At 59.2% G+C, this 13,190-nt stretch carries 11 protein-coding genes and 1 tRNA gene; 2 read left to right on the forward strand and 10 right to left on the reverse strand.

Features of this window, described 5'->3' with window-relative positions:
• From JW885_09785 to ftsH, 10 genes are all read right to left on the reverse strand, one after another.
• Positions 1-341: hypothetical protein (locus JW885_09785; GenBank protein ID MBN1882453.1), on the reverse strand; the 341-nt coding region annotated here is incomplete at its 3' end.
• A gap of 196 nt (positions 342-537) precedes the next feature.
• On the reverse strand, positions 538-1,254 hold the full coding sequence (locus JW885_09790) for a helix-hairpin-helix domain-containing protein (GenBank protein MBN1882454.1): 717 nt from the start codon (positions 1,252-1,254) through the stop codon (positions 538-540).
• 51 nt (positions 1,255-1,305) lie between these two features.
• Positions 1,306-2,898: a citramalate synthase gene (locus JW885_09795; protein ID MBN1882455.1), complete on the reverse strand. Its 1,593-nt coding sequence runs from the start codon at positions 2,896-2,898 to the stop codon at positions 1,306-1,308.
• A 15-nt stretch (positions 2,899-2,913) separates the two neighbouring features.
• Positions 2,914-4,155, reverse strand: a complete 1,242-nt coding sequence (locus tag JW885_09800) for an aspartate kinase (GenBank protein ID MBN1882456.1) — start codon at positions 4,153-4,155, stop codon at positions 2,914-2,916.
• Positions 4,156-4,161: 6 nt separating this feature from the next.
• The gene (tsaE, locus tag JW885_09805; protein MBN1882457.1) at positions 4,162-4,716 is read right to left on the reverse strand and encodes a tRNA (adenosine(37)-N6)-threonylcarbamoyltransferase complex ATPase subunit type 1 TsaE; all 555 of its coding nucleotides are present in this window, start codon (positions 4,714-4,716) and stop codon (positions 4,162-4,164) included.
• Positions 4,697-6,304, reverse strand: a complete 1,608-nt coding sequence (locus JW885_09810) for an NAD(P)H-hydrate dehydratase (protein MBN1882458.1) — start codon at positions 6,302-6,304, stop codon at positions 4,697-4,699. Before JW885_09810 ends, tsaE begins: the two co-directional genes overlap by 20 nt.
• 642 nt (positions 6,305-6,946) lie before the next feature.
• Complete coding sequence (gene acpS, locus JW885_09815; protein ID MBN1882459.1) at positions 6,947-7,324, reverse strand: holo-ACP synthase; 378 nt, start codon at positions 7,322-7,324, stop codon at positions 6,947-6,949.
• Entirely contained in the window at positions 7,321-8,670 is a 1,350-nt protein-coding gene (locus JW885_09820; GenBank protein MBN1882460.1) for a phosphoglucosamine mutase, read from the reverse strand. Before JW885_09820 ends, acpS begins: the two co-directional genes overlap by 4 nt.
• A 69-nt stretch (positions 8,671-8,739) precedes the next feature.
• Positions 8,740-9,636 carry a dihydropteroate synthase gene (gene folP, locus JW885_09825; protein ID MBN1882461.1) on the reverse strand — a complete coding sequence of 299 codons (897 nt, stop codon included), beginning with the start codon at positions 9,634-9,636 and terminating at the stop codon, positions 8,740-8,742.
• 110 nt (positions 9,637-9,746) lie between these two features.
• A complete protein-coding gene (gene ftsH, locus JW885_09830) occupies positions 9,747-11,567 on the reverse strand; it encodes an ATP-dependent zinc metalloprotease FtsH (protein ID MBN1882462.1) in 1,821 nt (606 codons plus the stop codon).
• Positions 11,568-11,733: 166 nt separating this feature from the next.
• On the opposite strand from ftsH, the gene proC reads away from it, so the two are divergent.
• Positions 11,734-12,537 carry a pyrroline-5-carboxylate reductase gene (gene proC, locus JW885_09835; GenBank protein MBN1882463.1) on the forward strand — a complete coding sequence of 268 codons (804 nt, stop codon included), beginning with the start codon at positions 11,734-11,736 and terminating at the stop codon, positions 12,535-12,537.
• 266 nt (positions 12,538-12,803) lie between these two features.
• Positions 12,804-12,881: transfer RNA gene (locus tag JW885_09840), tRNA-Arg, on the forward strand.
• The last annotated feature ends 309 nt before the right edge of the window (positions 12,882-13,190 follow it).

Genomic DNA, 13,190 nt, shown 5'->3' on the forward strand with positions numbered 1-13,190 from the left:
ACGGTAGCCGAGGAAAGCGTAGCGTAGTATAGTAGAACCGTCTTGCAGGAAGGCAAACTGTCAACACAACTCGTGACTACCGCAATTAAGGTATAAATCAAAGATTTCCGCTTATTGTATCTACAAGTTTCGACATCATTTCTCAAACCCCTCCCGCTCCCTTTTCTCCCTTTCCATTTCCTTGCGTATCTTTCTCTCTTCGCTTTTATCTCTTCCGTGTCTTTCGGTAGTTTCTCTTTTATACTATCCATCTTGAATTCATAAATAATATCAACCGGGTTTTCTTCCCCTCCCACGTCGTACAGCTCTTCAATTTTCCGCAGGAACTGCAGGACGTCCATTATCAACAGCTCGGAAATTCGTGCTATTTTTCTGTAATCAAGGTTTTTGTCGAAGCCTTCCAGATATGGGGTGGGGAAGGAGGCGAGAGGGTGTTTTCACTGTGACATTGCAACAGGCCTGAGACTACACTTGCGATTTTTTCTGTCCCATGCACCCCAACCCACCACTATCTAGGAAGCCGGTCCTGCCGGTTTTTCATCTCACCCCCTCGGTGCCGTAAAGGACATCGTGAAACACGACATATTTCATAATGGTTTCCGATTTTTTCTCGCCGATGCCGGGGACGTCCGTCAGGTCCCGGGCGCACAGGAAGGGGCCGTGCTCCTCCCGGTGGGCGACGATGCGGCGGGAGAGCCGCTCCCCGATGCCGGGGATGAGACAGAGATCGTCGGCAGACGCGGTGTTGATGTCGAACGGGATGCCCAGGACGAAGAGGTCTCGGGCACAGAACGGCTCGCATTTCACCGGCGCGTCGGGGTTGCCGGTCACCGTGACCGCGCATCCCGTGGGGAGGGGGGCGGCGAGGGTTTCTTCGGTGAGATCCTTGGTGTCGATACCCCAGCGGTCAAGCGCCTCGGCGATGGTTGCGCCCTCGGGGTATATCTCGAGATCGCCCTCGGGGGAGCGGACGACGACGCCCGCCGATCTAACAGGGGATCGGAAGTTACAGATGGTGTCTTTGACTGTCAGGATGGATATGCCGATCAGGAGGATCGACAGGAGAAAGATGACGCCCACGCGGTATCTGATGAGTCCCGCCGCCTCATGCGCTTCGGGGGGACGGGACCGATCATGCTTGATATACAGGGCGGCCCGGTCCAGTGGCCTGTCGGGGGGACGTGTCCCCTTTTTGTCGGTATCGCTTTCCGTTCTTTCGCTCCGTTTTCCCAAACGCCTTTCTCTTGCGCTCATCTGTGAGAAGCCGGAATCCGGCCCTCCTCGCGGCCGTCCCCGGACGGTTCGTTATTTCTTCTTAAGGACCCTTCGCTTGCGCTCGTCCTTGAGGAGCTTGTATTCGATGCTGTCCACCAGGGCCGTCCAGCTCGCCTGGATGATGTTCTCATCCACCCCCACCGTCTCCCAGGTGTCCTCCTTGTCTCCCGATTCTATCAGGACCCGGACGACCGCCTTGGTGCCGTCCTCGGTGGTGAGCACCCGGACCTTGAAGTCCAAAAGCTTCATGTCCGACAGCTCCGGATAGAACTTCTCCAGGGCCTTCCTGATGGCGTTGTCCAGGGCGTTGACCGGGCCGTTGCCCACCGCCGCGGTGTGCTCGATGCGGTTATCCACGTCTATCATGATGGTCGCCTCGGAAAGCGGCTCCGCCTCCTGCTGGCGGCGCTCCACGATGACCCGGAACCCCCGGAGGTGGAAATAGGGCGTGTGCTGCCCCAGGGTGCGGTTCATGAGTATCTCGAAGGAGGCGTCGGCCCCCTCGAACTGGTAGCCCCGCTCCTCCAGGATCTTGATCTGTTCGATCAGTTTTTTACCGCCGTCGGCGTGCTCGTCCAGGTTGATGCCGAACTGCTCGGCCTTGAAGCGGATATTGGAAAGGCCCGATTGATCGCTGACCAGGATGCGCTGCTGGTTTCCCACAAGCGTCGGGTTGATGTGTTCGTAGGTCAGGGGGTTCTTCTTGACGGCGCTGACGTGGATGCCCCCCTTGTGGGCGAAGGCGCTCTCCCCCACGTAGGGGCGGTGCTTGTCCGGAAGGCGGTTGGCCATCTCGTCCACGTACCGGGAGACCTCCCGGAGCCGCTCGAGCTGCTTGTCGGAGATGCACTCGATATCCATCTTGAGCTTGAGGTTCGCGATGATGGTGCAGAGGTTCGCGTTGCCGCACCGCTCGCCGTATCCGTTGATGGTCCCCTGGACCTGGTCTGCGCCGGCGAGGATCGCCGCCAGGCTGTTGGCCACGCCCAGGCCGTTGTCGTTGTGACAGTGGATGCCGAGGGGCGTTTTCAGCTCCTTCTTTATCCGGCCGACGATCTCCGTCACCTCCCAGGGCATGACGCCGCCGTTGGTGTCGCACAAGACGAGCACGTCCGCGCCGCTTTCCTCGGCCCGCTTGAGGCATTTGAGGGCGTAGTCCGGGTCGGCCTTGAAGCCGTCGAAGAAGTGCTCGGCGTCGAAAAAGAGCTCCGCCGCCTTTCCCTTGAGATAGGAAAAGGTATCGGAGATCATATCCAGGTTTTCGTCGAGACTCGCATTGAGGGCCGTGGAGACGTGGATATCCCAGGTCTTGCCGACGACGGTGATCGCGTCCGTCTCGGCCTTCAGGAGGGCCTGGATCATCTCGTCGTCTTTGGCCGCTTTTCCCTTTCTCCGGGTGGAGCCGAAGGCGGAAAGCTTGGCGATGTTGAGGCGCACTCCCTTCATGCCGGAGAAGAAAGCGTCGTCCTTCGGGTTGGCGCCGGGCCAGCCCCCCTCGATGTAGTGCACGCCCAGATCGTCGAGCTTTCTGGCAATCTTCAGCTTGTCCTCGACGATAAAGGCGATGTCCTCCGCCTGGGCGCCGTCTCTCAGTGTTGTGTCGTATATCTTGACAAGTCTCATGGTTTCCCGATGTCCCTACAGTTTTTCTTCCATGACCTTCAGGTCGTTTCCCAGGCCGAACGCGTCGTGCAGGGCGCGCACGGCCAGCTCTGAATACTTGCGCTCGATGGCGCACGATACCTTGATCTCGGAGGTGCTGATCATGATGATGTTGATGTTTTCATTGAACAGGGCCTCGAACATTTTTGAGGCGACGCCGGCGTGGCTTCGCATGCCCACCCCGATGATGGAGACCTTGGCGATGTTCTCGTCGGCGATGACCTCCATTGCTCCGAGGTCCTTCTGTATTTCCGTGAGGATATTCTTTGCCTTGGCGAGATCGTTCTTCGGCACGGTAAAGGTGATATCGGCGAGGTTTTCCGCGCTGATGTTCTGTATGATCATGTCGACAATGATGTTCGCCTCGGCGATGGTGCCGAACACCCGGGACGCCACGCCGGGACGATCCGGCACGCCGCGTATGGTCAGCTTGCATTCGTCGTTGTTATAGGCGATACCCGAAACGATAACGTTTTCCATCTCTGGATCCTCCACAGAAACGAGGGTTCCGATGCCGTCGGTAAAGGTCGACTTCACCAGAACGGGCACGTTGTATTTCTTTGCAAATTCCACAGATCTCGTCTGAAGCACCTTCGCCCCGAGACTCGCCATCTCCAGCATTTCGTCATAGGAGATGCGCTCCAGCTTCCGGGCGTTGGGGACGATGTTCGGGTCGGTGGTGTACACGCCGTCGACGTCGGTGTATATCTCACAGACATCCGCCTTCAGCGCCGCCGCCAGGGCCACGGCGGTGGTGTCGGACCCCCCCCGGCCGAGCGTCGTGATGTTTCCGTCCGCATCCACCCCCTGAAACCCCGCAACAATTGCAACAGTTCCCCGCTGGAGGTCTCCCCTGAGGGCGTGTTCGTCGACCCCGGTGATGCGGGCCTTGGTGTATGCGTTGTCCGTGGTGATTTTTATCTGGGAGCCGAGATACGAGCGGGCGGGGCAGTTCATGGTGTTGAGGACCATGGCCATTAAAGCGACGGTCACCTGCTCGCCGGTGGAGAGCAGCACGTCCATCTCCCGCTCGCTGGGTGTGCCGGACGCCTGGCCGGCGAGGTCGACAAGTCGATCGGTCTCCCCGGCCATGGCCGACAGGACGGCCACCACCTGGTTGCCGTCGTCACGGGATTGTTTGACCTTTTCGGCAACGTGTTTGATTTTTCCCAGGTCGGCCACCGACGTGCCGCCGTATTTCTGTACGATCAATGCCACAGCGTGTTACGATCCCTCCTTGTTCTGCGCGTGATGTAATAATTCCCGGTGGAGGTCCGGTATTCCCTCCCCCAGTATCTCGACCCATATCGAGCGTGCCGAGTCACCGACAATGGATAGATATATGTCGATCCTGTTTTCCGGCAGGAGCGCCTTCGCGATCTCCGGCCACTCCACGGCGGATATGCCGTCGGAAAACCAGTATTCCTCGTATCCGAGATCAAAAAGCTCCTCCTCATCCCCCAGGCGATACAGGTCGAAGTGATAGAGCATAATTCCCCGATTTGTGGGATACTCGTTGATGAGGGTGAACGTCGGGCTGGTGACAAGACAGTCCCCCGGCACCCCCATCCCCCTGGCGATTCCCTGGACGAGACAGGTCTTTCCCGCCCCCATTTCCCCCCGCAGGGCCAGGAGGCGCCCCGGGTCCGTGTATGTCCCCAGTATCTCACCCACCCGGGCGGTCTCTTCGGGTGAGTGGGAAATCATGGCCGGGATGAACGTGACGACCGCATCCCGGGCGGGGATCCGGTCCCTCCGCTCAGGAGATTCGTCGGACATAGGGCGTCACCTCGTCGTACTGTTTCCCCGAAAGCGCCCCCGTCGCGTCACAGACGGCGTCCAGGAGGTCCACCGCCGAGAGGGAAATCTCCCCCGTCTTTTGTGCGGCCCGGTCCCCGGCGTCGTTGTGCACCCATACCCCGGCCAGGGCCGCCGTCAGGGGATTGGCCCCCAGGGCGAGAAATCCGCCGATGAGGCCACACAACACGTCGCCCGTGCCGCCCGTGGCCATGCCCGGGTTTCCGCCTGTGGCGATGTAGACGGCTCCGTCTGGGTCCGCGATGATCGTCCGGGCGCCCTTGAGCACCACCCACACGCCGTAGGTGACCGCCGTCTCCCGGGCGGCGTTCATACGGTCTCTCTGGATATCGCCCGTGGTGCGATCGATAAGCCTTCCCAGCTCCCCCGGATGGGGGGTGATGATGATGTCCCCCTTTTTCTCCCGGAGGATTTCCGGGATGCAGTCGATGACGTTGATGCCGTCGGCGTCGAGCACCATCGGGAGCTCGACTTCCCGGATGAGACTCCTGACCGCCTCCCGGGCGCCACGGCTGGTGCTCAGTCCCGGCCCCACGACGATAGAGTTGACCGCCGAACGCTCTTCGAGGAAATCCATAACCGCGTCCCCCGCACCGGAGGCGAGCGTCCCCTCATCGTCCGGCAGGGGCAGGGTCATCGCCTCGGTGAGCTTGGCTTCCAGAATGGGATTGAGGGATCGGGGTACGCCGACGGTCACCAGGCCCGCCCCCGCCCGAACCGCCGCCTCTCCAGCCAGGGCCGCGGCGCCGCTCTTTCCCTCGGACCCGGCCACCACCAGGAGGTGTCCGTAGGTACCCTTGTGAGACACCGGATCCCTGTGGGAAAAGAGCTCCGAGAAGAGATCCGGGCTGACGAGGTGGTGGGATGAGGGCGTCGCATCGATCAGGGGGCGGGGTATGGAGATGTCCAGGAGGTAGAGCTTCCCGGTGCATGCCGCCCCCGGATGGACGAGCTGACCCGGCTTGGGCAGGGCGAACGTACAGGTGATATCCGCCCGAACCGCCCGGCCGAGAATGGACCCGGTATCCGCATGAATGCCCGAGGGGATGTCCACGGCGAATACCGTCTTCCCGTCGTCTTTTGCGTCGTTGATGCAGTCGATAATCCGCCCGATCCTCCCCGTTATCTCCCGGTCGAGGCCGGTGCCGAACACGGCGTCCACGACCACCGGATACCTCTCCAGTGCGTCTGTCAGGGCCAGGATGTCCTCGTCAGCGGTTGTCTCGACGACCGCGATGTTCATTTTTCTGATCGTATCGAGGTTCTGGGCCGATTCCCCCTCCCTCACCTTTTCCAACGTACCGGTGACGAAGACCTGGACGTCTATGCCGTGGTTTGTCAGGTGGCGGGCCATGACGAATCCGTCGCCGCCGTTGTTGCCGGTGCCGCAGACGATCACGACGCCGCCCGCGGCCTCCGGTATAGTCTCCAGCAGCAGGCGTGTGGCGCCGGCGCCGGCGTTTTCCATCAGGACGGCCCCGGGGATGGAATATTCCTCCATGGCCCGGCGGTCGATTTCTTTGATATGAGCTGCCGTTGCGAGCTGCACGGTTTGTGGTGCTCCTTGTATGGGCGCGTGTTGAAACGTCGAATAAGAAATATATTTAGAATATATTTTAGTTAGTAACGAACTATTGACGGATTTCGCCCGCCTTCATTTCCCCTTTCATCCGTCCCATATCCCCACGTATCCGGCATCGCCGCTCTTGTGCCCCTGTCGTATCACTCCACCGCTATAAAGGGAGTCGACCCTGCCGGGCTGGCAGTACCAGTCGCCATTATGGCGGTGGTCCGAAACTGCGGTGAGGGCTGATACTGTGATGAAAAGTTACAGGGATGGCATCTCTATGCACCTCAACAACTTCATTATCCTCTGTCACCGCTTTGCGCCCCTATCGTATCACTCTACCACTATAACGGCAGTCGGCCCTGCCGACCCGCTATGACGGCTCCCGGCCCGTGCCGGGCCGGCAGTGCCGGCGGACTAAATAGTGGTGGGTCAACAGGGCTGACGGCCAATAGAGTGGTGACCCTAAACACTTGGGGTGGAAAGAACCTAACGTAAGTCGTGGGCTTATTGTATTTATACAGGGATCCCCCCCTTCTTCCCCAATCTCCACGCGTCTGATATCGTTGCTCAGCGCCCCCATAGTATCACTCCACCACTATATTGGCAGCCAGCCCATGCTGGCTAGCCTTCGATGACGACCACGGCGAAGGCCACAAGGCCAGAGTGGGTCATGCTGATGGAAATGGACTTTCCCCCCATCTCCTCGAATCGTTTTTTCCCCCCGTTGGTCAGTTTGATATCCGGCTTTCCCCTTCGGTCGTGCACCACCTCAATATCCTTGAGCGCCACGCCCTGGAACAGGCCCCGGCCCATTGCCTTGAGGGTCGCCTCTTTTGCGGCGAAGCGGACGGCGAAGGATTCCGCCTGGTTTTTTCTTCTTTTACAGAGGGCGGCCTCCGCCTCGGTGAATACCCGCCGCTCGAAACCCTCTCCCCGTCTCTTCATGGCGAGACCCATCCGGTCTATTTCCAGCACGTCGGTGCCCATGCCGATGATCATCCCAACTCCTTCTCGATGATCCCGGCGACGTCTTCCACCAGACGGTTGATCAAGGCCTCGTCCTCGCCCTCCACCATTACCCTTGCCTTCTTCTCCGTTCCCGAAAAACGAACCAGTATCCTGCCCCGATTCCCGAGCTGTTTCTCGGCATCGGTGATGATGCTCTGGATCGCCGGGATTTTCTTGATGTCCTTTTTCTCCCGGACGACGATGTTCTTGAGCACCTGGGGAAACTCGGTCATGAGGGAGGCGAGCTCGGAGAGCGGTTTTTGCTTTCCCACCATGACGGACAGGAGCTTCAGGGCGGCCAGCACCCCGTCGCCGGTGGTGCTGTAGTTGAGAAATATCAGGTGACCCGACTGCTCCCCCCCCAGGCTGTAGTTGCCCTTGATCATTTTTTCGAGCACATATCGATCCCCAACGGCGGTACGCACGAGGCTGCCGCCTATCTCCTTCATGAAGAGATCAAGGCCCATGTTGCTCATGACCGTTGCCACCAGCACGCCGCTGGTCAGCTCCCGTCTCTCCATCTTGTCCAGGGCGCAGATCGCCATGATCCGGTCGCCGTTGACCTCGTTGCCGTTTTCATCCACAATGATCACCCGGTCGGCGTCGCCGTCCAGGGCGATGCCCACGTCGGCATTGTGTTCTTTGACCGTGCGACTGATGACGTCGGGAAAAAGCGAGCCGCACCCCTCATTGATATTCTCTCCATTCGGTTCATTTCCGATGGTGATAACGTCCGCCCCCAGTTCCTCGAACACCGCCGGCGCCACGCGATAGGCCGCGCCGTGGGCGCAGTCCACAACGATCTTCATCCCGGAAAGGTCCATGTTTTTCGGAAAAATGGATTTGAGATACACCACATATCGCCCCACGGCATCTTCCACGCGGAAGGCCTTACCGACTTCGGACGCGATAGGTCTGAGGCTGTCGATGGTGTTCGAAAAGATCAGATTCTCGATTTCCAGCTCTTTTTCGTCCGGCAGCTTGTACCCGTCCGATGAGAATATCTTGATGCCGTTGTCCTGAAAGGGATTGTGGGACGCGGAGATGACCACGCCGGCGTCGGCCCGCATGCTGTTGGTGATAAAGGCGATGCCCGGAGTGGGCAGGGGGCCCACCAGGAGCACGTCCACCCCCATCGAGCAGATACCGGAAGCCAGGGCCGTCTCCAGCATGTAGCCGGAGAGACGGGTGTCCTTGCCGATGACGACGCGATGGCGCCGGTTGTCGCCCTTAAAGATATATGCCGTGGCCCGTCCCACCTTCATGGCCATTTCGGTGGTCATTGGGTCCTCGTTCGCCACCCCGCGAATGCCGTCTGTTCCGAAAAGCCGCTTCATATATACATTCCTCTGTCAGAAATATCACGCATTGAAAGATGCCGTAAGACTCGTGCGCCGTGTCGCCTCTTATGCACCGCCCGGCATGACGCCGCACCTCACCGCGTCCACCACCTTGAGCGCGTCGATGGTTTGGGCCACATCGTGCACCCGGACGATATGCGCCCCCCACAGGGCGGCGGCGCACGCGGCCCCCACGCTGCCCGAGGCCCTGTTGTGTGCATCTTTTCCCAGAATACCGCCGATGAAGGCCTTTCGGGATGCGCCGATGAGGATGGGCCGTCCGAGGCGTGCGAAGACGGGGATGTTCCTGATGATGGTCAGGTTGTCCTCACAGGTCTTTCCGAAGCCGATGCCCGGATCCAGGATGATCTTCTCCGGGGCGATCCCGCAGGCCGTCGCCCGCGCCAGTGCCTTCTTCAGGTACTCGAAGATTTCCCCCACCAGGTCATCATAATGGGGGTCGTCCTGCATGTCCCGGGGCGTTCCCTTGATATGCATCAATACCATCGGCAGGCCCAGGGCCGCCGCGGTCTCGGCCATGTTCGGATCGAAGGACAGGGCGGTGATATCGTTGATGATCGATGCGCCGACGGCGGCGGCCCGGGCGGCGACCTCCGCCTTGGTGGTGTCTATGCTGATGGGGATGTCGCTCTTCTTCCTGATCCCCTCGATGACGGGGATCGTCCGGGCGATTTCGTCAACGGCGGACACAGGCATAGCCCCGGGCCGGGAGGACTCCCCACCCACATCGATGATGTGCGCCCCTTCTTGTTCCATGGCCATGGCCTGTTCGACGGCGGCCTCTACGGATGAATAGACCCCGCCGTCGGAGAAGGAGTCCGGCGTCACGTTGAGAACGCCCATCACCAGGGTGGTCCTGCCCAGATCCCAGGTTTTTCCACCCAGGTCAAGGAGGATGCTCTCCCGCAGGGCGGGAGCGTCGTTCGGGGCGTTTTCTTTCATTTTTTGGGGTATCATGATGTTTTTTGCCCATACCGTCATCCGGTTGAACGGACGACGGAGACGCCGTTATTCGAATCGACCGGGTGCGTTGTGAGAGAGAGACCGCATCGTCACGAAGTCGCCCCTGTAAGGGCGCCGGTTCCCAGGATCGAGTCGACCTCGTCTCCGGAGAGCACCTCGCGCTCAAGCAGGGCGCTGGCGAGACTGTGGAGCTTGTCGATATTCACTTCAAGGATCGCCTTCGCCTTTTCATAGCAGTCGCTGACGATACGCTTGATCTCTTCGTCGATCTTTTCGGCCGTCTTTTCGCTGTAGTCCTTTTGCTGGGATATCTCTTTACCCAGAAATACCATCTCCTCTTTCTTCCCGTAGGTCAGGGGGCCCAGCTTTTCACTCATGCCGAAGACGGTGACCATTTTCCGGGCGATGTCGGTGGCGACCTCCAGGTCGTTGCCGGCGCCGGTGGATATCTCACCCAGTACCAGCTCCTCGGCTGCCCGTCCGCCCATGTATATCTGGATTTTTTTCAAAAGGAAATCCCGCTTGTAACTGTGCCGGTCGTCCAGGGGGAGCTGCTGGGTGACGCCCAGGGCCCGTCCCCGGGGGATGACGGTTACCTTGTGGACCGGATCGGTGCCCGGGAGAAACCGGGCGACCAGGGTGTGTCCCGATTCGTGGTAGGCCGTCAGCCGCTTTTCCTCTTCGGTGATGATCATGGAGCGGCGCTCGGTCCCCATGAGGATCTTGTCCTTGGCCTGTTCGAAGTCCTCCATCGAAACCGCCTTCTTGTCGTCCCGGGCGGCGATCAGCGCCGCCTCGTTGACCAGGTTTTCCAGGTCCGCGCCGGAAAAGCCGGGGGTTCCCCGGGAGATCACCGTCAGGTTTACGTTATCGTCCAGGGGGACCTTTCGGCAGTGAACCGCCAGGATTTTCGCCCGTCCCTGGTAATCGGGATTCGGTATGATGATCTGCCGGTCGAAGCGGCCGGGGCGCAGGAGCGCCGGGTCCAGCACGTCCGGCCTGTTGGTGGCGGCGATGAGGATGATGCCCTCGTTGGCTTCGAATCCGTCCATCTCCACCAGGAGCTGGTTGAGGGTCTGCTCCCGCTCATCGTGACCGCCGCCCAGCCCTGCGCCGCGGTGGCGCCCCACGGCGTCGATCTCATCGATGAACACGATACAGGGGGAGTTCTTGTGGGCCTGCTCGAAGAGGTCCCGCACACGAGACGCCCCCACACCCACGAACATCTCCACGAAGTCCGAGCCGGATATGGTGAAGAAGGGGACGTCCGCCTCTCCGGCGATGGCTCTGGCAAGGAGGGTCTTTCCCGTTCCCGGTGATCCCAAAAGCAGCACGCCCCGGGGGATACGTCCGCCCAGGCGGGTGAATTTCTTCGGAGATTTGAGGAAGTCGACGATCTCCTGGACCTCCTCCTTGGCCTCGTCTATGCCGGCAACCTCGTTGAAAGTCACTTTCTTGGTGGTTTCGTCGATGAGTCTCGCCTTGCTTTTTCCGAAACTCAAAGCCTTGCCGGGTCCCTGGGACTGCATCTGTCGCATGATAAAGAACCAGAAAAATCCGAAGATAAGCACCAGAAGGACGATCTGGGCGATACCGGACTGATACCACGGAATGCGCTCCTCTTTCGACTCTATGGTGACGTCGTTTTCCATCAATATATCGATAAATCCGGGATGCTCCGGCATGTAGGTCTTGAATTTGTCTCCCTCGGCGTTCTCGCCGTATACCCACCGACCCTGGATGGTCACACGGTCTATCCGTTTGTCACTGGAAAGCTCCACTTTCTTTAGAAACTCCGTGTAGGTAAGCTCTTCTTCCTTTTCGGACTTGGGCGCCAGAAGGCTGACCGCCAGGATGACAACCAGGATAATCACCAGCCACAGCGACATGTTTTTCGCCGATTGGTTCATCTAAGACATCGCTCCTTATGTGCGAACAACATAAAAATAATCTTGTAATGTTACCATATTTTTTTTAATATTGTCAACGTGATTTGACCGCCACACATTCGGGTCATTCCGACGGAGAGCGGTTTTTTCGAGCACAGGAGAGTACACCATGAGCGGAAACGATACTATGAATATGAATGTGGGTTTTATCGGCGCCGGCAAGATGGCCGAGGCCCTCATCAGCGGTATCCTGAAAAACGGCATGTGTACGCCGGAACGCATTATCGCCGCGGATGTATCACGGGAGCGTCTTGAGTATATGAAAACGACCTTCGGGATACGAACGACGGACACAAACCATGAAGCCGCGCAAATGGCGGACGTCCTCTTCATCGCCGTCAAGCCACATCTGGCGGTAGAGGCCGTCCGGGAGGTGGCGCATGAGCTTGCGGGTGTGCTGGTGGTCTCCATCGCCGCGGGAGTAACGCTGGAGATTCTGGAGGAGGCGGTGGGAAAAGACATCGCCGTCGTCCGGGTGATGCCCAACACTCCGGCGCTGGTGGGGTGCGGTATGGCGGCCCTGGCCGCCGGCACCCACGCCGATGACGGGGCGATACAGACGGTGAGGCGGATCATGGAGGCCGTGGGCGAAGCGGTGGTGGTGGCCGAGGACAAGATGGACGCCGTCACGGCGGTATCCGGCAGCGGTCCCGCGTATATCTATCTTGTCATCGAGGCCATGGCCGACGGCGGGGTGCGGGCGGGGCTCCCCCGGGACGTTGCTCTGAGACTGGCCGCCAAGACGGCGATGGGTGCGGCCCACATGGTGCTGGAGACCGGGGAGCACCCGGGACGGCTCAAGGATAACGTGACATCACCCGGCGGCACCACCATCGAGGCGATGGCAACCCTGGAAAAAAACGGCGTTCGCGGTGCGTTTATCGAGGCGGTTGAGAAGGCGTATCTCCGGGCGAAGGAGATGGGGTCGTAGCCTGCCCCGGACGACGGGTCGGAGGCCGGGGAGTTGGGGAGCCGTAAAAGGGGATGGGGGGCGAAGGGGGATGAGGGGTGGATGTCACGGGTGTGTATTCCTACTATATGTCCGGACGCAGACAAGCCGGCCGTCGAGAAACAATCAGGGTGGGGGGGGACTTCATTCAGTTTTCTCACAACAGGACCGACAGACAATAGTTTTCCCTTGTATCTTCGATCAATGTAAAGTATAAGAATATAGAAAAAAACACATATCATTTGCGTGCGCCAGTAGCTCAGCCCGGATAGAGCATCGGACTTCGGATCCGTGTGTCGGGGGTTCAAATCCTCCCTGGCGCGCCACTTTTTTTAGGGGTGCGAGATATCGTACTCTTTTTTTTGCCCGCCTGACGCTCTCTCATATCCCTTCGCACCCCAAATACGGCCACTAGTATTGGTGTGTGTATCGGTCCAGGCTGGATACATCTCTCTGTCTGCACGGTGTATTATGAAGATACACCTGAAAAGGTCTCGTTTATAAGAAACACAAATTGGGTGTGCAGGCTTTTATAAACCTTCGTTCACAAAAACCCCCTTAATTACCCCCCTTAAGTACACCCCCTTGAATAAATTTTATTAAAGCATTATGTATGGTGCATATAACATTATCTA

It is taken from the genome of Candidatus Zymogenaceae bacterium (assembly GCA_016931225.1).
Taxonomy (GTDB): Bacteria; Desulfobacterota; Zymogenia; order Zymogenales; family Zymogenaceae; genus JAFGFE01.